Origin of the sequence: Microbacterium oxydans (assembly GCF_006540085.1) — a bacterium.
GTDB lineage: Bacteria > Actinomycetota > Actinomycetes > Actinomycetales > Microbacteriaceae > Microbacterium > Microbacterium oxydans.
The window spans coordinates 1029369-1051778 of sequence record NZ_BJOG01000001.1; the positions used below are offsets into that span (position 1 = coordinate 1029369).

At 69.7% G+C, this 22410-nt stretch carries 22 protein-coding genes and 1 tRNA gene; 13 read left to right on the plus strand and 10 right to left on the minus strand.

The genetic code is table 11. The features are described 5' to 3' along the window. The first annotated feature begins 282 nt into the window (after window positions 1-282). Window positions 283-567 carry a glycine zipper domain-containing protein gene (locus tag MOX01_RS04915; RefSeq protein WP_127012616.1) on the plus strand — a complete coding sequence of 95 codons (285 nt, stop codon included), beginning with the start codon at window positions 283-285 and terminating at the stop codon, window positions 565-567. On the opposite strand, the gene MOX01_RS04920 is transcribed toward MOX01_RS04915, so the two are convergent. Then, a complete protein-coding gene (locus tag MOX01_RS04920) occupies window positions 568-1224 on the minus strand; it encodes an alpha/beta hydrolase (protein WP_141368631.1) in 657 nt (218 codons plus the stop codon). A gap of 120 nt (window positions 1225-1344) precedes the next feature. Between MOX01_RS04920 and MOX01_RS04925 the strand changes: the two genes are divergently transcribed. Beyond that, entirely contained in the window at window positions 1345-1950 is a 606-nt protein-coding gene (locus MOX01_RS04925) for an NUDIX hydrolase family protein (RefSeq protein ID WP_141368633.1), read from the plus strand. A gap of 12 nt (window positions 1951-1962) precedes the next feature. On the opposite strand, the gene MOX01_RS04930 is transcribed toward MOX01_RS04925, so the two are convergent. Beyond that, entirely contained in the window at window positions 1963-3036 is a 1074-nt protein-coding gene (locus MOX01_RS04930; RefSeq protein WP_113680604.1) for a threonine aldolase family protein, read from the minus strand. A 55-nt stretch (window positions 3037-3091) separates the two neighbouring features. Between MOX01_RS04930 and MOX01_RS04935 the strand changes: the two genes are divergently transcribed. Next, entirely contained in the window at window positions 3092-4483 is a 1392-nt protein-coding gene (locus MOX01_RS04935) for an MFS transporter (RefSeq protein ID WP_141368635.1), read from the plus strand. 78 nt (window positions 4484-4561) lie between these two features. Here MOX01_RS04935 and MOX01_RS04940 read toward each other — a convergent pair whose 3' ends face one another. Continuing rightward, a complete protein-coding gene (locus tag MOX01_RS04940; RefSeq protein WP_141368637.1) occupies window positions 4562-5242 on the minus strand; it encodes an SDR family NAD(P)-dependent oxidoreductase in 681 nt (226 codons plus the stop codon). Window positions 5243-5373: 131 nt separating this feature from the next. After that, window positions 5374-6813 carry a DUF6421 family protein gene (locus tag MOX01_RS04945; protein WP_046747767.1) on the minus strand — a complete coding sequence of 480 codons (1440 nt, stop codon included), beginning with the start codon at window positions 6811-6813 and terminating at the stop codon, window positions 5374-5376. A gap of 72 nt (window positions 6814-6885) precedes the next feature. Between MOX01_RS04945 and MOX01_RS04950 the strand changes: the two genes are divergently transcribed. Then, window positions 6886-7344, plus strand: a complete 459-nt coding sequence (locus MOX01_RS04950) for an Lrp/AsnC family transcriptional regulator (RefSeq protein ID WP_046747768.1) — start codon at window positions 6886-6888, stop codon at window positions 7342-7344. 15 nt (window positions 7345-7359) lie between these two features. Here the strand turns inward: MOX01_RS04950 and MOX01_RS04955 are convergent, their stop codons facing one another. Then, entirely contained in the window at window positions 7360-8385 is a 1026-nt protein-coding gene (locus tag MOX01_RS04955; RefSeq protein WP_141368639.1) for an ArsR/SmtB family transcription factor, read from the minus strand. A gap of 45 nt (window positions 8386-8430) precedes the next feature. Between MOX01_RS04955 and MOX01_RS04960 the strand changes: the two genes are divergently transcribed. The 3 genes from MOX01_RS04960 to MOX01_RS04970 are packed head-to-tail and all read left to right on the plus strand — an operon-like array spanning window position 8431 to window position 10123. Next, a complete protein-coding gene (locus MOX01_RS04960) occupies window positions 8431-8793 on the plus strand; it encodes a cupin domain-containing protein (protein WP_061015667.1) in 363 nt (120 codons plus the stop codon). 13 nt (window positions 8794-8806) lie between these two features. Next, on the plus strand, window positions 8807-9097 hold the full coding sequence (locus tag MOX01_RS04965; RefSeq protein WP_046747770.1) for a DUF4287 domain-containing protein: 291 nt from the start codon (window positions 8807-8809) through the stop codon (window positions 9095-9097). 51 nt (window positions 9098-9148) lie between these two features. Continuing rightward, window positions 9149-10123, plus strand: a complete 975-nt coding sequence (locus tag MOX01_RS04970) for a 1,4-dihydroxy-2-naphthoate polyprenyltransferase (RefSeq protein ID WP_058632542.1) — start codon at window positions 9149-9151, stop codon at window positions 10121-10123. Between the two features lie 49 nt (window positions 10124-10172). On the opposite strand, the gene MOX01_RS04975 is transcribed toward MOX01_RS04970, so the two are convergent. Both MOX01_RS04975 and MOX01_RS04980 read right to left on the minus strand, forming a co-directional pair. Continuing rightward, entirely contained in the window at window positions 10173-10478 is a 306-nt protein-coding gene (locus tag MOX01_RS04975) for a DUF4229 domain-containing protein (protein WP_058632543.1), read from the minus strand. Window positions 10479-10487: 9 nt separating this feature from the next. After that, complete coding sequence (locus MOX01_RS04980; protein ID WP_141368641.1) at window positions 10488-11408, minus strand: hypothetical protein; 921 nt, start codon at window positions 11406-11408, stop codon at window positions 10488-10490. 423 nt (window positions 11409-11831) lie between these two features. Between MOX01_RS04980 and MOX01_RS04985 the strand changes: the two genes are divergently transcribed. The 6 genes from MOX01_RS04985 (at window position 11832) to MOX01_RS19100 (ending at window position 17997) form a co-directional block, all read left to right on the plus strand. Next, window positions 11832-12812 (plus strand): glycosyltransferase family 2 protein, encoded by a 981-nt coding sequence (locus tag MOX01_RS04985; RefSeq protein WP_141368643.1) that lies wholly within the window; start codon window positions 11832-11834, stop codon window positions 12810-12812. Further along, window positions 12809-14158, plus strand: coding sequence for a polysialyltransferase family glycosyltransferase (locus MOX01_RS04990; protein WP_141368645.1), 1350 nt, complete (start codon window positions 12809-12811; stop codon window positions 14156-14158). The genes MOX01_RS04985 and MOX01_RS04990 overlap by 4 nt, the downstream gene beginning before the upstream one ends. Before the next feature lie 38 nt (window positions 14159-14196). Then, a complete protein-coding gene (locus MOX01_RS04995; protein WP_141368647.1) occupies window positions 14197-15357 on the plus strand; it encodes an acylneuraminate cytidylyltransferase in 1161 nt (386 codons plus the stop codon). Between the two features lie 93 nt (window positions 15358-15450). Beyond that, a complete protein-coding gene (locus MOX01_RS05000) occupies window positions 15451-16323 on the plus strand; it encodes an N-acetylneuraminate synthase family protein (RefSeq protein WP_058632547.1) in 873 nt (290 codons plus the stop codon). Then, window positions 16320-17729, plus strand: a complete 1410-nt coding sequence (locus MOX01_RS05005) for a DUF6716 putative glycosyltransferase (RefSeq protein WP_141368649.1) — start codon at window positions 16320-16322, stop codon at window positions 17727-17729. The genes MOX01_RS05000 and MOX01_RS05005 overlap by 4 nt, the downstream gene beginning before the upstream one ends. A 192-nt stretch (window positions 17730-17921) precedes the next feature. Continuing rightward, a tRNA-Met gene (locus tag MOX01_RS19100) sits at window positions 17922-17997 on the plus strand. A 45-nt stretch (window positions 17998-18042) separates the two neighbouring features. On the opposite strand, the gene MOX01_RS05010 is transcribed toward MOX01_RS19100, so the two are convergent. The 3 genes from MOX01_RS05010 to MOX01_RS05020 are packed head-to-tail and all read right to left on the minus strand — an operon-like array spanning window position 18043 to window position 22374. Then, window positions 18043-18933: a siderophore-interacting protein gene (locus tag MOX01_RS05010; protein WP_141368651.1), complete on the minus strand. Its 891-nt coding sequence runs from the start codon at window positions 18931-18933 to the stop codon at window positions 18043-18045. Beyond that, window positions 18930-20801: an ABC transporter ATP-binding protein gene (locus MOX01_RS05015; RefSeq protein WP_141368653.1), complete on the minus strand. Its 1872-nt coding sequence runs from the start codon at window positions 20799-20801 to the stop codon at window positions 18930-18932. The genes MOX01_RS05010 and MOX01_RS05015 overlap by 4 nt, the downstream gene beginning before the upstream one ends. After that, window positions 20794-22374 (minus strand): ABC transporter transmembrane domain-containing protein, encoded by a 1581-nt coding sequence (locus tag MOX01_RS05020; protein WP_307723492.1) that lies wholly within the window; start codon window positions 22372-22374, stop codon window positions 20794-20796. The genes MOX01_RS05015 and MOX01_RS05020 overlap by 8 nt, the downstream gene beginning before the upstream one ends. Window positions 22375-22410: the final 36 nt, after the last annotated feature.

Genomic DNA, 22410 nt, shown 5'->3' on the forward strand with positions numbered 1-22410 from the left:
TCCTGTCGAGTGCGAGGGTGCACTGACACCGAGCCCCCTGCCGGGCCGTGACACGCGTCACGGGATGGGGAGGAGTGGGTCTGCCGTGGAGTCGGCGATCGTCGGGTCAGCGCGCGGAAAGATGAGCGCGGAGGCGACGGATCAGATCAAAGGACTTCCAGACACGGCGGACAGGACTCCCCGACGATACCCGGGCGTGTCGCGATCGCGCAACCCCGGGCGTGTCGGATTGTCCGTCGCGCGGGGGATGCCGTCGCCTCCACCGGTGCGTAGCGTGGAGGCATGGCAGATCACGATCCGAGTCCGCAGGAGTCGCGTTCGCGTATGGGCCTGGGCGTCGGGCTCGCGCTCGGAGTGGCGATCGGGGCGTCGCTGGGCGCCGCCCTGCAGAACTGGGCCCTCGGAATCGGAATCGGAGTGGCGATCGGCGTCGCCCTCTCCGTCGCCATCACCTCGGGCGGCGGATCCGGTTCCCGCGAGCGCGAGGACGAGCGCGACGGGGGCGACGAGACCGACGGGCGCCCTGGTGACGACTCCGGTGCGTCCGAGGAGGAGCCGGAGCGCTGATCAGCTCGCGGCGATCCCCTCGACCCACTTGGTGAGGAAGCGGTGCACGTCGGTCAGTTCCTCCTCCGAGATGCTGTGCGTGAGTCCGGTGTACACCCGACCGGACAGCTCGGAGTGCGTCGGCAGCCATTGGGCCGTGTGGTCGACCAGCGCGGGCGGGATGACGTCGTCGTGCGTGCCCCGACCCCAGAACACCGGTGGGCGCAGCTCGGCAAGTGCCTCGTCGTTCGGAAGGTCTCCCGATGCGGCGTATCCGCTCAGCGCCGCCACCGCGCCGAAGCGTTCCGGAGCCAGACGGAGGGCCTGCAGCGCCACCGCCGCGCCCTGAGAGAAGCCGAGCAGCGCCACCGAGGGGGCATCGGCGGCTGCGGAGTCGAGCCAGCGCAGGAAGGCGTCTGCCGCGGCGGTGACCGCCTCCGAGCTGCGTCCGTCGAGTCCTTCGATCGGGTACCAGGAGCGCCCCGGCATGGGCCACGGAGGGGCGAGCGGAGCGGCGACGGAGGCCACGGCGATGCCCTCGGGAAGGTAGGGGATGAGTCCGAAGAGGTCGTGTTCGTCCGCCCCGTAACCGTGCAGGAGGACCAGCAGAGGCGCCCCTGCGCGGTCGGTGGACGACCATCGGGTCGCGGAGTCGTCGATCGTCAGGTTCTCGCTCACACCGTCATCCTGCCAGGGGCCACCCTCATCGTCTGCTCAGCCGTCGCGCGGCGGCCGTCCACTCGAGGTGCACGGCCGGGCGCGGTGTCGGTTCTGAGGGACGGCTGGTAGAAAGGACACATGGCGGTCCGCACACCTGATCCTGATCCGGAACCCGACGACGACGGTCTCGGCGAGTTCCCGGATTCGAATCGCCCTGCGCGCGATGCGAACCCCGGCTGGTTGAGCGAGTTCGAGCTCGAAGAGGCTCGGCGTCGGCTGCCGATGCTCTATGTGGAGGCGATCCCGGTGCGCACCGACGGCTCCGGCCAGGTGATCGAGATCGGCATCCTGCTGCGCTCCACCCCGATGGGGGAGATGACCCGCACGATCGTTTCCGGGCGCGTCCGCTTCGGCGAGACGATCCGCGACGCCCTCTTCCGCCACGTCGAGAACGACCTGGGCCCGATGGCCTTCCCGCTGCTTCCGCCCCAGCCGCTGCCGTTCACCGTGGCCGAGTACTTCCCGATCCCCGGCGTGAGTGCCTTCCACGACGACAGGCAGCATGCGGTGTCGCTGGCCTTCGTCGTGCCGGTGACCGGCACGTGCGAGCCACGGCAGGATGCGCTCGAGGTCACCTGGTTCTCGCCGGAGGCCGCCGGGTCCGACGCGGTCGCCGCCGAGATGGAGAACGGTCGAGGCACTCTCATCCGCCAGGCTCTCGCGAGCCTCGGTCTGCTGCGCTGAGACCTCCGGTGCTCAGGCTCCGGCTGTGGTGAGGCGCGAGAGCTCGGCGACGAAGGCGTCGACGTCGGCTTCTTCGGTGTCGAAACCGCACATCCAGCGCACCTCCTTGCGCGCCGCGTCCCAGTCGTAGAAGCGGAACGAGTCGCGCAGCCGGTCGGCGACGCCGTCCGGGAGCGTGGCGAAGACGCCGTTGGACTGCGTCGGCTGGGTGAAGTCGACGCCGCGGATGGAGCCGTCGGCGATGCCCGCCTCGATCTCCGAACGCAGACGCGCCGCCATGGCGTTCGCGTGCTTCGCGTTGCGCAGCCACAGGTCGGTCTCGAGCAGAGCGATCAGCTGCGCCGACACGAACCGCATCTTCGACGACAGCTGCATGTTGAACTTGCGCGAGTACTTCAGGCCGTCGGCGGCGTCGGGGTTCAGCACGACGATGGCCTCGCCGAGCATGGCGCCGTTCTTGGTGCCGCCGAAGGTCAGCACATCGACGCCGGCGTCGCGGGTGAACGCACGCAGCGGCAGGTCGAGGGCCGCTGCCGCGTTCGAGAGGCGCGCACCGTCGAGGTGCAGCTTCATGCCGCGCTCGTGCGCGTGGTCGGCGATCGTGCGGATCTCCTCGGCTGTGTACAGCGTGCCGAGCTCGGTGGTCTGGGTGATCGAGACGACCAGCGGCTGTGCGCGGTGCTCGTCGCCCCAGCCCCAGGCTTCGCGGTCGATCAGCTCGGGCGTGAGCTTGCCGTCGTCGGTGGGGACGGTCAGCAGCTTGAAGCCGCCGATCTTCTCCGGGGCCGCGGCCTCGTCGACGTTGATGTGGGCGGTCGAAGCGGCGATCACCGCCCCCCAACGCGGCAGCATGGACTGCAGGCCGGTGACGTTCGCGCCGGTGCCGTTGAACACCGGGAACGCCTGCACGCCCTCGCCGAAGTGCTCCTGGAAGACCTCCTGCAGGCGCGCGGTGTACGCGTCCTCGCCGTAGGCGCTCTGGTGGCCTCCGTTCGCCGCGGCGATGGCCGCGAGGACGTCGGGGTGGATACCGGAGTAGTTGTCACTGGCGAAGCCCCGGATCGCGGGGTCATGCTGGATGCTCACCGCTCAAGCCTAATCGCCCTACCGGATGTCCCCGCCCCGCTCTACCCTCGAATCCATGGAGCGCACCGTAGCGAAGAGAGCCTTCGCCAACGTCCTCGTCAACACGCTCATCGCGAACGTGACGACGAGCTTCCTGTGGTTCGCGCTGACGTTCTGGGTCTACATCGAGACGCAGTCGGTGCTGGCCACGGGCATCATCGGCGGCGCCTACATGCTGTTCGTCGCGTTCTTCGCGATGGCGTTCGGCACGATCGTCGATCGCAACCGCAAGCACACCGTCATGGTGATCTCGAGCATCATCTCCGCGGTCTCCTTCCTCGTCGCCGGGGTGCTCTACTTCTGGCAGCCCGAGGCGGCGCTGCTCGATCTGGGAGGGCCGTGGTTCTGGCTGTTCTCCGGCATCATCCTGTTCGGCGGCGTGATCGAGCAGCTGCGCAACATCGCGCTGTCCACGACCGTGACCCTGCTCATCCCCGAGGAGAAGCGCGCGAACGCGAACGGTCTGGTCGGCACGGTGCAGGGCATCGCCTTCCTGGTCACCAGTGTGTTCTCGGGATTGTCGATCGGCTTCCTCGGCATGGGATGGACCCTGGCGATCGCCATCGCCGCCATGGCGCTCACCTTCGCGCACCTGCTGTTCATCCGCATCCCTGAGGGCGCTCCGGAGCCCGACCCGAACGCCTCCAGCGCCCTCGACTTCCGGGGAAGCGTGCAGGCCATCCGACTGGCTCCCGGGCTGTTCGCCCTGATCATCTTCTCCACGTTCAACAACCTCATCGGCGGCGTCTACATGGCGCTCATGGACCCCTACGGGCTCACGCTCTTCGATGCCCAGACCTGGGGGTTCGCTTTGGCCTTCGCCTCGACCGGCTTCCTCGTCGGCGGCGGGCTGGTGGCCAAGTTCGGCCTCGGCCCCAAGCCCATGCGCACGATGCTGCTCGTGGTCATCGCGATGGGACTGCTCGGGTCTGTGTTCATGCTGCGAGAGTGGTGGCCGCTCTACGTGGTCGGCATGTGGGTGTACATGGCACTGGTGCCTCCGGTCGAGGCCGCGGAGCAGACCGTGATCCAGAAGGTCGTGCCGTTCCAGCGTCAGGGGCGTGTGTTCGGGGTGGCCGCAGCGATGGAAGCGGCGGCGGCTCCGCTCACGGCCTTCCTGATCGCCCCGATCGCCGAATTCCTGATCATCCCCTACATGAGGACCGCCCAGGGGCAGCAGCAGTGGGGGTGGCTGCTCGGAGAAGGCGAGGCGCGAGGCATCGCGCTGATCTGCCTGTTCGCCGGACTGATCATGGTCGTCGCCGCCACGCTGGCCTTCTTCACGCGCTCCTATCGCAAACTCACCGAGCTCTACGCCGAGGCTCCCGAGCAGGAGATCGACGCGCCGGAACCGGAGGGGGCGGATGCTCCACCCGTGGTTCCGGGGATGCCTCCGGATTCCCGCTGACGCTGACCGCCGCGCAGGAGCGGACAGGGGGCATCGAGACGGCATCGAGGGAGCCTCGGTGCCGTGCCAGGCCGGGGATCAGCCCAGGTCCAGCACCCGGTCGTTGAGCGCGGTCGCGTCCTCGTCCCACAGCGCGACGATCCGGGCGGCCAGCGCATCGGGATCGAGTGCCTTGGCGCGGAACACCACGGACGCCGTGCGCAGGGGCTCGTCGGCTTCGCGTGCGGCCTTGGCGTAGCCCTGGGCCACCGCTCGCGCCCAGGCCTCGCTCGCAGCCTTGACCGCGGCGTAGTTCGCCCCGCCGGCGAGGGGGCGCGCGACGGCGGTGGATGAGACGATCGCGAAGCGTCCGGCGTCTGAGGCGCGCACCACATCGTCGAACGCCCGGCTCGTGGCTCGCACGGCGTCGAGCGCGGGGAGCAGCGCGGCGAAGTCCTCATCGGACTGTCCGGCCAGGCCCCCGCCTCCTCTCCACCCTCCGACCAGCGGAACCACTGCATCCACGGGGCCGAGCCGCGAGGCCAGGGTGGTCATCTCGTCGAGAGAGGTCGCATCGGCGACCTCGACCTGAGCGCCGGCATCTGCGATCTCCCGCAGGCGCTCCTCCGAGCGGCCGGTCGCGAAGACCCGTGCGTTCGCGGCGACCAGCGCCCGCGTCACGGCGAGGCCGGCCGCACTGGTGGCCCCGGCGAGCAGGACGATGCGTCCGGAAGCCGTCGATTCGGTGCGCTCGGCCTCGTGCGCCACGTGTTCAGCCATGTCGTCCACTCTCCCGGATCGGAGGGGCTTCTGCGGCCGGAACCTGCGGGAGATCCCGCACGAGAGGTTCCGGCCGCAGCGCGGTGCGCCCCAGCGTCACACTCGGAACGCGCGCGGTGCGCGCGTGGTCATCAGTCGTCCGTGCCGCGGATGCCGACGGTCGACTCGATGACCGGCTTCATCTTCTTGTCGAGGGTCTCGAAGAACATCGACAGCGGGAACTCGTCGTCCATCACGGCGTCGGTGTAGCCCTTCGGCGCGCCGGCGAGGATCTCGTCGGACAAGCCGCGGGCCCACTGAGACGCCGGGTGCGGGGTGAGCGTGCCGCGGACGAGCTCGTATGCGGCGAGCCAGTGCGCGACCTTCGGACGGTCGATCGAGTGCCAGTACAGGTCGTCGATCGCATCTCCCAGAGCCACCACGGCATCCGGCACGGCGTCCCAATCGAACGCGAGAGCGGTGTCGGTCCAGTGCAGCACGCCACGCTGGTGCAGCCACGCGAACAGGAGCTGTCCGCCGACCGCGTCGTAGTTGCGCGTGCGAGTGCCCGTGATCGAGAAGCGGAAGATGCGATCGAAGATCACCGCGTACTGCACGAGGTGCGCGTAGTCGTGCGTCTCCTGCTCGATCTCGGTGAGCTCTTCGCCGGCTTCGATGCGGGCAGCGAGAGCACGCTCGATCTTCACCGACTCGCGGAACGCCGTCATGTCGCAGCGCATCTCCTCCAGCGAGTAGAGGAAGAACGGCATCCGCTGCTTGATCATGAACGGGTCGAAGGGCAGATCGCCGCGCATGTGGGTGCGGTCGTGGATGATGTCCCACATGACGAAGGTCTTCTCGGTCATCTGCTGGTCGTCGAGCATCGCGGCCGCGCGCTCCGGCAGGTCGAGGTTGGTGATCTCGGCAGCGGCACGGGTGACACGACGGTAGCGGGCCGCCTCGCGGTCCTGGAAGATCGCGCCCCACGTGAAGGTCGGGATCTCGCGCATCGCGACGGTCTCGGGGAACAGCACGGCCGAGTTCGTGTCGTAGCCGGGGGTGAAATCGACCAGACGCAGCGAGACGAACAGCTTGTTGCCGTAGTCGCCGGCTTCGAGTGCCGCGATGAACTCCGGCCAGATCGTCTCGACGATCAGCGCCTCGACCAGGCGGTCGCTCGAGCCGTTCTGCGTGTACATCGGGAAGACGACGAGGTGGCGGATGCCGTCGACGCGGTGCTGCTGCGGCTGGAAGGCCACGAGCGAGTCGAGGAAGTCCGGCACACCGAAGTCTTCCGAGACCCAGCGCTCGAAGTCGACCACGGAGGCGGCGAGGTATTCGGCGTCGTGCGGGAAGGCGGGGGCGAGTGCGCGGATCGCGGCGGTGATCGCACCGACGAGTTCACGGGCGGCGGCGTGGTGCGCGGCATCCGGGATCGAGCCGTCCTTGATCTGCATCTCGCGGATCGCGATCGCGGCGTCCTTGAGCTGAGCCCACGCGGCAGACTGCTCGGCGATCGATGCGTCCTCGACGACCTCAGGTTCGCCGACGATGGCCTGGACAGCGGAACTGTTGGCGGAAAGAAGGGACATCGGGACCTCCGATCGGAGAGTTTGGTGGAAAGATTCCGGCATATACGGAATCCTGACGATAATCTTACAGCTATGGATGACTCTGTCGACCGCGCGATCCTGACCGCCATCTCCCGCGACGGCCGTGCCACGCTCTCGCAGCTCTCCGACGCCGTGGGGCTGTCGGTGTCGGCCGTGCAGTCGCGCCTGCGCAGGCTGGAGACGCGGGGTGTCATCTCCGGCTACCGCGCGATCCTCGACCCCGAACAGGTGGGCACACCGCTCTCGGCGTTCATCGAGATCACGCCGCTCGACCCCGCCCAGCCGGACAACGCCCCGGAACTGCTCGAGCACCTCGATGCCATCGAGGCCTGTCACTCCATCGCCGGTGACGCGAGCTACATGCTGTTCGTGCGGGTGCCGTCGCCGCGCGCACTCGAAGAGCTCGTGCGCGACGTGCGCCTGGCGGCGAACGTCAGCACCCGCACGACGGTGGTGCTGCAGACGTACTACGAGCACCGGCCGATCATTCCGGTGGGCTCCGCGGAGTAGCCCGTACGGCGGGTGTCAGAGCGCGGCACCCACCAGGGCCTCGCCCAGCGGGGTGCGCAGGTGGTGCATCCTGGCGCCGTCGCGTTCGCTGGTGACCAGGCCGGCATCTCGAAGAACCGAGAGGTGATGCGACGCCGTCGATATCGCGAGGCCCGCATCGTGCGCGACCTGCGTCGTCGTGCGGGCGGCGCCGGCCTGAAGCAGGATCGCCGCCCGCGCCGGTCCCAGCAGGGCGCCGAGAGCATCCTCGATGTCGGCGGCGTCTCGGGCCCAGCCTGCGGTGACGCCGCGGGCCGGATAGAACAGCGTGGGTTGCGCCGGAGGTTCGGTGAGCACCATGCAGCCCCACGACGACATGACCGAGGGCACCAGCACCAGTCCGCCTCCGCGGCAGTCGACCTGCTCGCTGTGGCGACGCAGGGAGACGCGCACGGCGCCCGCGCCCCAGGTCACCTGGCGGTGCAGGTCTCCGGCCATGCCGGCGATACCTGCTGTCGTGATGGTGCGGGCGCGCACAGCGATGTCGGCACGGAGCAAGCGCTCGAGCTGCGGCCACACCGGGGCGAGTGCCGCCTCCCATACGGCGGCCCACCCGTCGGCGATCATGTCACGGGCGCGCTCGGGATGGTCCTGCATCTCGCGTAGGGCCTGTCGGCGGGCGCCGGTCGAACGCTGCACCATCTTCCCGAAGTCGACGCGCATCGGATCGAGAGGTGCCGCGCGCAGTTCGTCGAGCTCGGCCTCGGGGGTCAGATCCCAAAGGGGCGTGGTCGTGAGGAAGTCGGGCAGGTAGCCGTCGTCGCCGATCACGGTGGAGAGCAGTGCGAAGTCGCGGCGCGGGAGCTGTTCGCGAACGGCGCGCAGCCACCCCCATTGCAGCGGATGGGCGGCCGGACGCCGCAACACCCTCACCGCGTGCGCGAGCTCGTGCCCGGGGGAGATGCCGAACCGCACCGCCTCGACGTCGCCGGGGCTCAGGTGGAACTCGACACGATGATCCGGGTGCTCGACGCCCTCGATCGGGCTGGAGTTTCGATCCACATCGAAACTCTAGGAGCAGGCGAAGGGTCTGTCGAGACTGGAGCCATGAACAGCACACCGTCTCTCTCCGGCGTCGTCGCGGCCGACGACATCCGCATCGGCACGGGGCGCAGCCGGAGGTTCGTCGGGGTCGAACACGGCGCCGCCGTGTCCTACTTCTTCGTCGAGAACCAGCCGGGGGAGGGGCCGGGTCTGCACTGGCATCCCTATCCTGAGACCTGGGTCGTGATCGAGGGCATCGCCTCGATCACGGTGGGCGAGGAGACCTTCGTCGCCGGAGCAGGCGATACCGCGACCGGACCCGCCTATGTGCCGCACCGCTTCACCAACGTCGGTGACGGGGTGCTCAAGATCATCGGCATCCACGCCTCCGCCACCATCATCCAGACGTTCCTCGACGAGGACTGACCACAGGAGCACCATGTCCTTCCAGGCATACCTCGACAACATCGAGACCAAGACCGGCCTCACCCCGCGGCAGTTCATCGAACTCGCCGCCGAGAAGGGGTTCGACCAGACGACCAAGGCGACGCCGATCGTCGCGTGGCTCAAGGAGGACTACCAACTGGGACAGGGCCACGCGATGGCCCTCGTGCACGTGATCACCAAGGGGCCGCAGATCAGCGACAAGCACGTGGGCAAGGGCGGCGCCCACGGCGACCGGTCCGACACCCTGTGGCTCGACGGCAAGGACACCAACCCGAACCCCTGATGCGCCGTCCCGCTGAGGTCCGGCATCGGGTCGGCCAGTAGGATTCCCTGCGTGGCAGCATCCTCCCAGCGCAAGAAGAAGAACCCGTCCGCGAAGCGCACGCCGGTGCACACGAGTGGCAACCCGGCGAAGCGTCCGGTGGTCGAAGCCGGACCGGTGACGGCGGGGGACTGGATCGGCGCTGCGCGCCTGCGCACCCTGCCGCTCGCGATCGCACCCGTCGTCATCGGCACGGGCGCCGCGCGCAGCACCGGGCCCGAGTTCCACTGGGTCATCGCGCTCGCCTGCCTCGCGGTCGCGGTGCTGCTGCAGATCGGTGTGAACTTCACGAACGACTACAGCGATGGCGTCCGCGGCACCGATGCGCACAGGGTCGGACCTGCGCGCCTGACGGCCTCGGGGCGGGTGAAGCCGCGCACCGTGCTGATCATCGGCCTGGTGTTCTTCGCCCTGGCCGCTCTCGTGGGTCTAGGGATCGTGATCCGCACGGGGCAGTGGTGGATGCTGGCCGTCGGCGCCGCCTGCATCGTCGCCGCGTGGTTCTACACCGGCGGCAAGCGGCCGTACGGGTACTACGGCTTCGGCGAGGTGTTCGTCTTCGTCTTCTTCGGACTCGTCGCCACGCTCGGCACCACCTGGGTGCAGATCTTCGCCCTGCCGCAGCAGGCCTGGCTCGGCGCGATCGCGACCGGTCTGTTCGCCTGCGCCGTGCTGCTCGCCAACAATCTGCGCGACATCGACCAGGACCGCGAGGTGGGCAAGCGCACCCTCACGGTGCTGATCGGGCGCAGGGCCACCCAGGTGCTCTTCACGCTCTTCGTGCTCGCGCCGTTCGGCATCGCCGCATTCCTGGCACTGGGGTTCCCGATCGCGTGGATCTCCCTGCTGGCGCTGCTCGCCGGTCTGCCGGCCATCGCCATCGTCTGGTCGTACCGGCAGCCGAAAGAGCTGGTGACCGCTCTCGCGCTCACGTCATTGACGTCGCTGCTGTACGCCGGGGCCCTGTTCTGGGCCTTCGTGGGCTGATCCGGCCGTGGGCTGATCCGGCCGTGGGCTGATCCGGCTCGCGGGAGCCTCAGGGCTTGGCGTCGCCGTCGACGGGATCGTTCGACTCGTCGATCGCCTGGTCCTCGGCGTCCGCGTCGTCCTGACCGCCGGATGAACGGCTCTCGCGGCGCTCCTGCAGGCGGGCAGACGCGTCGGTGAGCGGCGTGCGGAGGAACAGCATCGAGATGCTCATACCGATGAGCGCGGCGAAGATCGCTGCGAGCCACCAGAACTCCCGGAAGATCGGGAAGAAGAACCAGAGGATGGCGAGCGGGACGAGGAACGCCAGCAGCCGCAGCACGGTGTAGACGAGGAAAGGCGCGGGCTTCTTCACCCCTCCAGTCTACGTTCGCCGTCGGGAGCCCTCGTCGCCGATCCCGAGCCTGGCGAAGGGGATGCCGCGCACCACCCGTCGCCAGGGGTGCTCTCCGAGCGACCAGAGCAGTCCGGCCTCGAGGTCGAGAGCCAGGTCCTCGCACCCGACGGGGAGAGGGACGGCGTCCGGAGCGAGAGCCCCGCGTCGGCCGCTCCAGAGTGTGCCGGGGTGCATGCGGTCGGACTGCGACACGAAGTGATGCCGGCCCCAGCGGACGGCGCCCTGCATCCGTGCGATGCCGGGGGTGAAGCGGTCCACCTCGGTGAACTCGCCGGCGAGGTCGACGGGGATCGCGAACTCGCCGATCCTTCCGCTCTCGTCCGGGCGATGCTCACCAATGAGTACCCGTGCGAGCGGGGAGCCGTCGTCGTCGAACACCCGCCCGAGGTACGAGCAGCGCAGGGCGATGGGATGCACCCTGGTTCGCACGGCGACGAGAGCGGTGCTGCGTCCGCCGCGGCGGTTCGACCCGGCGAGCCGCTGGGCGAGAGCGCCGCGCACGGTACGGATGTCCGACAGATCGAACTCCCAGATGCCCTGGCCCGTCGCGGCGGCGAACAGCCGATCCCCGAACCACGCGAGTCCCCCGGCGTGGATCCGCGCCGAATGCAGTTCGCCGTCGTCGTCGTCGGCGGTCGCGAGCAGGACGTCGAGGTGACGCGAGCGCTCGAGATCGACGAGCGTCACGCGGGAGGCGAGATGCTCTCCTGACAGCTCCTGGCGGAACCAGCTCACGGCAAGGGTGCGTCGGCCGCGCCACTCGCCGACGTCGACGCCCTGCGGATACCAGCGCCTGGTCCAGGTCCTCGCGCTGAGCCAGCGCAGGTCGACGGTGTCACGCCGCCGCTGTCGCACGGGGCGCCAGGTCGATCCGAAGGGCCACAGCATCTCCCCATCGTCGCCGATACGGCCGGTGGGGGCGAACCGGACCACGGGAGTCGCGCGATGGAGTGCAGCCGTAGTTCTGGCATGTATTATGTTACTGTCCGGTCGCGCTCGCCTCTCATCCAGGGTGGCGCGACGACCATGAGCGTCTCGCGGCCATCTGATGGGGGTCAGTCGGCCGCGTGGCACGCGGTGTCGCATCTGCGATACCGCGTCCCGAACGTGTCTCGTTCGGCAGTGCGATGCACTGGGAGGTGTGGTTCCGTTCGGGTACGGGACCACACCTCAGTGCCTTTCTCCCGAGTGCCTTTCTCCCGAGTGCACGGTCTCTGGCGCTTCACGGACACCCGTCGTTCACCTCCGCGTCGCCGTCCGGCAAGGACCGCCTGCGACCATTCCCGCACACCGTCCCCGTTCTGGAGTCCTGTGCGCACACCCCTCGTCACCGTCATCCTGCCCGCGAAGGACGCCGGCGCGTACATCGGGACGACGCTCGAGACGCTCACTCGGCAGTTCGATGATCTCGGAGCCGTGAAGCTGGTCGCGATCGACGACGGCTCGCGCGACGACACGGGTGCTCTCATGCGGCGGTACGCGGAGCGGTTCCCCCGCGCCGAGGTGCTGCGCAACGAGTCCGCGCGCGGGTTGGCGACGGCCCGCAACCAGGGACTGCCGCACGTCGAGGGGGAGGCCTTCTGCTTCCTCGACGGCGATGACTGGATGCAGCCGCGTCGGCTCGACGTGCTCGCGTCGCGGCTGCGAGAGCTCGATTGCGACTTCGTACGCACCGACCACGTCACGGTGAGGGGTGGGACGCGCGCCTTCGTCCGGGCGCCGTATCCGTGGCGCGACCGGGTGGTTCCTCCGCGAGACGCCATCCTGCCGGAGCACGAATCGACGATGGTCGACTACCCGTACGCCTGGGCGGGGCTCTTCCACCGCCGGCTCATCGACCGTGGCCTGGCGGCGTTCACCGAAGGGCTGTTCACCGCAGAGGACCGACCGTGGATCTGGCGACTGCATCTGCAGGCCGAGTCGTTCGCGGTGGTCGATGCGCCTGCGCTGCTCTACCGGCGGGGCGTGGCCACATCGCTCACCCAGACCCGAGATCGGAGACAGCTCGACTTCGCCAGGGCGATGGACGAGGTCATCTCGCTCGTCGAACGGGATCGCGAGGCGGAGCGGTTTCTCCCCAAGGCCGTCTGGACGGTGCTCGCCCTCAGCTCCCACCACCTCGTGCGCGCCCGCCGCATGAGCCCTCAGCTGCGCGGCGCAGTGCGCGCGGGGATCCTCCGCACGCTCCGTCGACTCCCGGCCGATGAGGTGGCCGTCGTGCTGAGCCACCTCGATGGACCGCGCCGCCGGGTCCTCGCACGCGTCCTCCGTCAGGCGGGTCGTGCCGGATGACGCAGGTCTTCGCGCTGCACAGCGCCTATGGACTCGCGACCGCGGTGGCCGCGATGGATGCCGGACTGATCGACGACGAGGTCCGTGGCGAGCGCATCCTTGTGCCCTTCACCTCCTCGACGGTGCCCGAGACCGTCACCGGGATCGCGGATGATGCGGCGCTCGGGCCGCTGCGGGCGCGGTTCGACCGCGCGGAGCCGCTGGATGAGATGCTCATGCCGCGGCATCCGCGATCCTGGGAGCCGAAGGCCGCTGATCTCCCGATGCTCGAGCGCCTGTTCGCGCGCGCGTGGGGTGTGGACCCTCGCGATCTGGAACTGTTCGTGCAGAGCCCGCAGGTGGCGCCCGCCAGGACGTTGATGGCGCTGTTCCCCCGGGCGCGGATCACGATCATCGGGGACGGGCTGATGACCTATGCGCCCATGCGGGTGCGGGTGCCCTATCCCGTCGCCGCACGCATCGAGCGAGTCGTCCATGCCGACGTCGTGCCGGGCGTCGAGCCTCTCGTGGGATCGCCGGGTGCGCGGATCGTGCCGGTGCCGCCGGCGTCGTTCGCCGCGGTCCTGCGAGAGACGGACACAGGGGGGTCTTCCCTCCCTGAGGCTTCCCCGTCGACGGTGCTCGTGCTCGGCCAGTACCTGTCGGCGCTCGGTCTGGTCTCGGTGGCCGAGGAGATCGACCTGCAGCAGCGTCTGATCGACCGTGCGGCGCAGTGGCGACCACGGCGCATCGTGTTCAAGCCGCATCCGGGCGCGCCGCCTCTCGTGACGGCGGCCGTCGGGGCGCGAGCGAGCGAGCAGGGCATCGACTTCGTCGAGTATCGCGGTCCGCTCGCGGCGGAGCTGCTCGCCGAACGGATCGATGCCCTGGCCGTCGTCGCCGGGTTCTCCACTGCGCTGCCGACCGTGCACACGCTCTTCGGACGCGCGATCGGGTCGGCCGGCAATGACGCGGTGCTCGCGGCACTGAAGCCGTTCGAGAACAGCAACCGGATTCCCGTGACTCTGGTGGACGCCATGACGCGCGAGGGCTCGCCCTACGCCGACCCCGCCCGACTCCAGCTGCTGATCGACGCGGTCGGTTATGCCATGCAGCCGAAGATCGCCGGACATCTGCGGGGGCGGGCCGAGGAGCTGCTGCACGATCTCGACCCGGCCGAGCGGAATCGGTACTTCTCGCCACGAAGGCTCGCCGAGCTGCGGCTACCCGGCGCGCCGGTCGAGAACGCCGTGCGTCGTGCACTGCGACCCGCCGGAGGTGTGGGCAGGATCGAGGAGTGGCGACTGCACGCCCTCGGTGCGCGGCGGCGTGCGGGGCGCGTCTGGCGGGCGGCGCGCGGACGATGATGGCGATGGCGATGGCGACGACGAGGAGGACAGGGACGATGGACGAGCAGAGGCCCCTCACAGTGGCGATCATCCCGGCACGCGGCGGATCGAAGCAGGTGCCGCGCAAGAATCTGCAGCGCGTCGGCGGCGTGCCGCTGGTCGAGCGCGCCGTGCGCGCGGCCGCCCGTGCCGCGGGCATCGACCTGGTCGTGGTCTCGACCGACGATGACGAGATCGCCGCGCTGGCGACTGCCGCGGGTGCCAGAGTGGTCCGCCGCCCCGCGGAGCTCGCGGGAGACACCGCGACCTCGGAGAGCGCGATTCTGCATGTCCTCGACGCGCTCGAAGCGAGCGGCGACAGCGTCGATGTCGTGGCGTTCCTGCAGGCGACGTCGCCGTTCATCCCCAGTGATGCGCTCGCCGCCGCCGTGGAGGAGGTTCGCGCCGACCGTGCCGACAGTGTCTTCGCGGCGCATGAGACGTACGGGTTCCTGTGGCGGGAGGACGAACACGGTGAGGCTGCGGCGATCAACCACGAGGCCGCACACCGCCCGCGAAGGCAGGATCGCGAGCCCCACCACCTCGAGACCGGGGCGTTCTACGTGTTCCGGGCTTCCGGCTTCCGGGCGAGCAGACATCGCTTCTTCGGCAGGATCCGCATCGCCCCCGTGCCGGAGTGGACCGCGATCGAGATCGACGATGCAGAGCAGCTCCGTGTCGCCCGTGCGCTCGCCGCTCTGCACGACGTGCCTGAGCCCATCCCGGTGCGCGCGGTGGTCACCGACTTCGACGGCGTGCACACGGACGACACCGCCATCATCGATGCCGACGGCGGGGAGCGCGTGCGGGTCAGTCGGGAAGACGGCATGGGTGTCGCGCTCCTGCGTCGGGCCGGTGTGCCGCTGCTGATCCTGTCGACCGAGGTCAACCCGGTGGTGCGTGCTCGTGCAGACAAGCTCAGGGTGCCCGTGCTGCACGGCATCGACGACAAGGAGAGCGCACTGCGCGCCTGGTCGCGCGAGAACGGGGTGCCGCTCGCCGACATCGCGTATCTCGGCAACGACGTCAACGACCTGCCGGCCTTGCGGATCGTGGGGTGGCCGGTCGCGGTCGCGAACGCGCACCCGCTGGTGATCGAAGAGGCTCGTGTCGTCCTGCGCCGCCGGGGCGGAGAGGGCGCCGTGCGCGAGCTGATCGAACGGGTGTTGTCGAGCTGACCTATGCCGGTAACCCGGCGGTCTCCCGGTGTTCATCCTCGGCCCGTAGTCAGGAGGGAGCGGTTGCACCAACGCTCGAACACCGGAGGAATCATGACTGTCAGCATCGGCTCGCGAGTGATCGGCGGCGGTCGTCCGGCCTACGTCATCGCGGAGATCGGCCTCAATCACAACGGCGACGTCGACATCGCGAAGAAGCTCATCGACGTCGCGGCTCGGGCCGGCGCCGACGCGGTGAAGTTCCAGAAGCGGACTCCGGAGATCTCGACTCCTGAGCACATGCGCGACGTCCCCCGCGAGACGCCCTGGGGTGTGATGAGCTACCTCGACTACCGCCGGCGGGTCGAGTTCGGTCGTGAGGAGTACATCGAGATCGGCGACTACGCGACCATGCGCGGTCTGGACTGGTTCGCCTCTCCCTGGGACGTGCCCAGCGTCGAGTTCCTGGAGGATCTCAACGTCGTGGCGCACAAGGTCGCGTCGGCCAGTCTCACCGACACCGAGCTGCTGATCGCGTTGCGGGAGACCGGCAAACCCGTGATCCTCTCCACCGGCATGTCGACCATCGAGCAGATCGACCGAGCGCTGGAGACCCTCGGCACCGATCGCGTGGTGCTCATGCACGCGACCTCGACCTACCCGCTGGAGCCCGAGGAGGCGAACCTGCGGGTGATCGCCACGCTGCGCGACCGCTACCCCGGCGTGCCCGTCGGCTACTCGGGCCACGAGCGCGGGCTGCAGATCTCGCTCGCTGCAGTGGCCATAGGAGCCGTCGCGGTCGAGCGGCACATCACGCTCGACCGCACGATGTGGGGGTCCGACCACGCGGCATCGCTCGAGCCGACGGGGCTGGAGCACCTCGTGCGCGATATCCGGGTGATCGAGCGCGCGACCGGCGACGGGGTCAAGCGGGTGTTCGACAGTGAGCGTGCGCCGATGGCGAAGCTGCGCCGCGTGCCGGCATGACGGTAACCAGCGGCATCCGCGTCGTCGCCATCGCGGACGCCGACTCGTTCGTGAAGTGGGCCGCCTCCCTTCTCGGTTCCGTGCCCGGTGTGCGCCCTCACCTGCTGCTCGTGCGCACACCGCTCACGGCCAGCGCCGAGCAGCAGCGCACGGCTCTCGCCGGCACGACGCTCGGGCCGGATGACGTCACCCGCATCGGGTTCGCGCAGACGGAGGGCTGGCTGGCCGAACAGCGCCCGGACGTGGTCCTGCTCGCGGGGCGTGGACCGTTCGTGCGGCTGATGGGGCGCGTGATCGACACGTTGGAGCATCGGCCGGTCACGGTCTCGGGGCTGCCCGGTATGGCGATCCCCGCCCAGCGCGGGGCGCTCGACTATCGCCGCCACACCGACCTGCTGGTGGTGCACTCCCACCGCGAGGTGCGTGCCTTCGAAGAGCTCGGGCGCCGGATCGGGGTGCGGACGCCCGTGGCGCTCGCGACCCTTCCGTTCGCCCGGCGACGGCAGCGGATGCTGCGCTCGGAACGACTCGCCGTCGATGCGGCGGCGGCGTGGGGCAGCGGTTTCGCGGCGCTGGGCGCCGGTGTCGCGGTCGCCGAACGCCCCCCGCGGACCGCTCCGGTCAAGCCGCCGGCCACGGACATCGTCTTCGCCGCGCAGGCCCTCGTCCCCCTCGCGAAAGACCAGCGCGCCGAGATCGCGGCCATGCTCGTGCGCGCGGCCGAGGCCGAGCCGGGCCGCCGGGTGGTGGTGAAGCTGCGGTCGCGGCCGGGGGAATCCGAGACGCACCTCGAGCGCGAGCCGTACGCGGGGTTGCTGCCGTCGCGCCTTCCGGAGAACCTCGTCTTCTCCTACGACTCGATGAGCACGGCGCTCGACACGGCCGCGGGCCTCGTCACGGTGAGCTCCACCGCCGCGATCGAGGCCACGGCTCTCGGTGTGCCCGTGATCGCCCTGGATGCGTTCGGTGTGAGCAAGAGTCTGCTGAACACGGTGTTCGTGGGAAGTGGGCTGCTCGGCGGTCGCAGCGAGGTCGTGGCGGGGCGCTTCCGGCATCCGCACCCCGACTGGCTGCGCGACAACTACTTCCATCCCGAGAACGAGTCGACGTGGTGGGAGCGTGTCGAGCAGCTCGTGGCGCTTCGGCGCTCCGGGGCACTGCCTGCGCGGCGGGTGCCGGCGGCACGAGGCGGATCGCTGCACGAGGCCTGGCACCGGGCGAGCGTGCTCGGGGTCGAAGATCGCACGGTGCGGGGCTCGGTGGCGCTCGCGGTGGGCGCCCCGGCGACGCGAGCGCTCGGTGTGCTTCGACGGCGCAGGACACCTGCGGATGGCGGGACCTGGTCGGACGCCTCGACCGACTACACGCTCGAGCCGAACCCGTTCGACGACTCCCTCCGGCGCTGAGTCTTCTGCCCGCGGCTGCCGCGGCCAAAACCCAGACCGAACGTGATGTGTGCGGTGTGTCGAGGCTGGACACGCCGATGGTGCGCCGCGGCGTCTGGGTTTCGGCCGCGGCGTGTCATCCGCGGACTCATAGTGTTATCCCAGGCAACGGTCCTGGCGGGTCAGATCACGGCCGGGTAACGTCATTCCCATCGCGGCGATCCGGGCGGTCCCGGGCCTCAGCTCATACCTGATGGCGTTGCGGGTTCGACTCCCGCCGTCGCGTCCACTCCAGAAGGTTCGGCGCAGCCTCGCGTCCGCTGAGATGCCGTCGTCACAACCCGAGCTGGTCCAAGCGCTCCTCGAAACGCACCTGCACGTCCTCGGGCTCGTCGTCCTCGGACTCGGCCCAGATCGCATCCAGCTCCTGCTGCACCGACTCGGGCAGCGCGGCGAACTTCTCGTCCCACGCAGCGACCGGCGTCCAGTAGCCGACAACCTTGAAGCGGGTCGCGGGCAGGCCGAGCTCCTTGCGCAGATACTTGCGCACTTCGCGCAGCGCGACGGTCTCGCCGGCCACCCACACATAGCCCTCATCGAGGGGGAGCCGGTCGTCGACGATGCCGCGCACGAGCGGGCCGAGTGCGCTGGGGCCGTGACCGTTGCCGCCGACCACCCAGGTGACCTCGACATCCGCCCCCGCCTCCAGACCTATGCGGTCCGACTCGCTCGGCACTTCGAGCACGACCCGCGTGCGCACGCCCCGAGGTGCTTCGGCGATGATGCGCGCCACGGCCGGAAGCCCGGTGAGGTCGGCGACGAGCACCTGCCACGTGATGCCCTCCGGCGGCGAGTACAGGCCGGTGGGGGAGTTCAGCCCGAGCACATGACCCGGCTGCGCGCGGGCGGCCCAGGGACCGGCGACACCCGCCTCGTGGATCACGAAGTCGATGTCGAGCTCACCGGCGTCCGGGCGCACTCCGCTGATCGTGTAGGTGCGCATCGGTGCCTCTGGCGCTCCCTCCGGTGTCTCCCACCAGTCGCCCGCGGGCACCGGCAGCGAGACATCCATCGGGTCGTCGCCGTGTGGGAAGAAGACCCGCACGTACTCGTCGCCGATGCCGGTGCTGAGGAACTCGGCGACGCCCTCGCCGCCGAGCGTGACGCGGACCAGGGTCGGCGTGAGGGTGGTGGTGCTGCTGACGATGCCGCGGTGGATGCTCACGGAGTCTCCGTCTCTGTGGTGGGGGTGGTCTCTGTGGTGGGGGTGGTCTCTTCGGCGGGGGTGGTGTCTGTGGCGGGGGAGAGACCGGTCGGGTTCGCTGTCGCGACTGAGGCGCGAGTCTGCGCCAGCCAGGAGTCGCGATAGAGCCCGTCGGTGGCGAGGAGCTCCTCATGCGTGCCGCGCTGCGTAGCCCTGCCATCGGCGAACACGACGATCTGCTCGGCGGTGACGGCCTGCTGCAGCCGGTGCGCGATGAGCAGAGCGGTGCGTCCTTCGCGCAGCACGGCGATCGCCTCTTCCACGGCTTCTCGATGGTGGAGCCCGACGTCGGCGGTGGCCTCGTCGAGGATCACGATGTCCGGGTCGGCGAGGAAGGCCCGTGCGACGGCGAGCTGCTGGATGCGTCCCTCGTCCAAGGGCACGACAGCCTCCTCGGAAGGCTCCACGTTCTCGCGGACCATGGCATCGACGGCCCACTGCGCTCCGACAGCCTGCAGCGCCGCGATCATCTCGTCGTCGCTCGCCTCCGGAGCGATGAGCCTCAGATTGTCGGCGATCGTGCCCCGGAAGTGATGCAGCTCCTGCGACAGGTAGTACGGGGCCGACGTGCGGGAGGCGAGGTGCACGCTGCCAGAGGTCGGTGGGTGGTGGCCGGCGACCACGCGCGCGAGTGTGCTCTTGCCCGACCCCGAAGTGCCCACCAGCGCCGCCGTGGTGCCCGGCTCGACCCGCAGGTTCACGTCGTGGATCCCCCGGCCGGTGGTCGGATAGCGGAACGTCACGTCGCGCACCTCGATCCCCGCTGATGACGCTGATTCCTCCGATGCCCGTGCTGCCGCGTCCGCTCGCCGATCCGAGGCGATAGTCGACGGCGCGAGGTCGATCACGCCGACGAGTCGCGCCAGGCCGATGGTCGCGCGTTGGATGTCGTCGAGTCCGAAGATCAACTGCCCCACGGGACCGAACAGACGGTGGAACAGCAGCGCTGCGGTGGTGACGGCGCCCACCGTGACCGCGCCGGCCGACTGCAGCAGGAACCCGGTGCCGAGGATCGCGGCGAGGCCGACGAGCTCGCCGCCGTTGATCCAGCGGAACAGCCGGTTGGTCACTCGCACGCCCTCGATCTGCTTCCGGATCGAGGCCTCTGCGCGCTCTCGCACCCGCTCCAGCGCCGGCTCCTGCTCGTTGAACGCGGTGAGCGTCTCGATACCTTCGACCGCATCGAGTACGGCCTGACTGCGCGCGGCTTCGCGCACCCGCACTTCGCGGAACACGACGCGCGACCTGCGGAGGAACGCCCGGGTGCCGAGCACGTAGAACGGTGCGGAGGCGAGTCCGGCGAGGGCGAGCCGGGGATCGAGCGCGGTCAGTGCGAACACCGACACGGCGATCGCGAATGCGGCGGACAGCAGGGTCGGGGCCACGTTCCCTCCGGCCTCGGCCACCGCATCGACATCGCCGGTCACGCGGGAGAGCAGGTCGGCGCTCTCGCCGTCGTCGACCGTGCTCACCGGAAGACTCATCGCCGAGGCGAACACGTCCTCGCGCAGTGCCGCGAGCATGTCCTGCACCAGACCGGTGAGCACCCGCACGGCCCACAGCATCACCACGGCCGCACCGATGGCGCCCAGTCCCGCTCCGACGACCCAGCCGGCGATGCTCGCGAAGCCTGCGTCTGACGAGACGGCATCGACGATGCGGCCCAGGCAGGCGGGCATCACGATTCCGAGGACGGAGGCCGCGAGGAAGAGCGCGGCGACGGCTGCCGTGCGGCCGGGATGCCGGCGCAGAAGCGCACCGATGACGGCCCGTACCCGAGCGCTGGAGGCGATCGGCAGCAGAGGGGAGGTCGAGACCGGGTCACCCATGCTGCACCTCCGATCCGCCGGAGGGAACGTCGACGACTCGGTCGCAGGCGCCGAGCAGAATCGGCGAAGTGGTGATCACGATCACGGTCCCGGTGTGTTCTGCCAGGGCGCGGGCGATGTGCGCCTCGGTGAGGGCGTCGACGGCGGAGGTCGGTTCGTCGAGCACGAGCACGTCGGCCTGTGCGTGCAGGGCGCGGGCGATGCCGATGCGCTGCCGTTGTCCGCCCGAGAGACGTCTCCCGGCTTCCCCGACCTGCGCTTCCCAGCCGCCGACCTGCACCACCGTGTCGTGGAGGGCTGCCATCTCGATGAAGGGCGGGTGCGTGGGCTCGTCCCGCCCGTGCCCACGCACGGCCTCGCGGAGAGAGCCGCTCACGATCGTCTGCCCATGCGGAGGGGCGACGACCCGATGCCGGTATTCCACCGGGTCGAGGTCGGCCAGGTCTCGGAGTTCTCCGTCGACCGCGAGGTGGACACGGCCTCGGTCGACACGGGTCCGCAGGCCGAGCATCCGGGAGAGGGCCCTGGCCGTGTCGCTGTCGGCAGGGCGGACACCGAGGAGCTCCCGCTCGCGCACCTCGACGCGCGGCGAACCCGAGTCCGTGTGGAAAGCCAGCACCACCTGTCCCGCCGGACCTGCCGATGCGGGCGATGCGGGCGGCGGATCCAGCAGATCCTCGGCGTCGATCATCTCGGCGAGGCGCTTGGCGGAGGCGAGTTTGTGGATCCAGTTCGAGGGGAACGACCCCGCATACGCGAGGTATCCGCTGATGAACTGGGCGAGGCCGAGCACGGTCACCAGTTCACCGATGCTGATGCGGCCCTCGGCGGCGAACCATGCCGACATGCCCGCCAACGCGGTCGTCGCGATCGCGGCCAATGTGCCGCTCACCGCTTCGTAGGAGGCGAGGGATCGGCCGGCTGCCGTCGCCGCGCGTCGGGAGGTGTCGCTCGCGGCGACGTAACGCCGCACGGCCTCATCCCGGGCACCGATACCCACGAGCACGCGGAATCCGCTCATGAAGTCGGCGGCCACGGCGCCGGCCTCGGTCGCCGCGTGCTGCTCAGCGAACCCGCGACGCTCGAGCGGACGGGAGACGACCTGCATCACGAACATCATCGCGATGGTCGAGCCGAACACGACGAGTGTCGCGACGGGCGAGATCACCAGCATCGCGAGTCCGGCTCCGATGATCGCGGCGATCGTGGAGCATTGCTGCGCCACTGACCAGGCGACGCCGGCGACGCGATAGGTGTCGGATGTGACGAAGGTGAGCGCCTCGCCGGGGGTCACCGTGCGACGGGAGAGCCGGGGTCGCAGCATCCGCGACAGCGCGAGGTGACGGAGCGCCTGCTCGCCGTACCCGTAGACCGAGACCATGAGCCGGGAGGCCGACTGATAGCTCACGGTCAGCACGAGGAACGTTCCGACGAGCACGCCGAGCCAGAGGGCGAGCGCGGCGGGGTCTGCGGGAAGTACGGCGCGGTCTATCGTCGCTCCGATGATGACGGGGATCGTCGCCTCGGCGAGCGCGTGCACGATGAGCAGCGCCGTCGCTCCGGTGAGGGCGATCCCGCGACCCCCCCGATCTCAGCGCGATCCCGAACA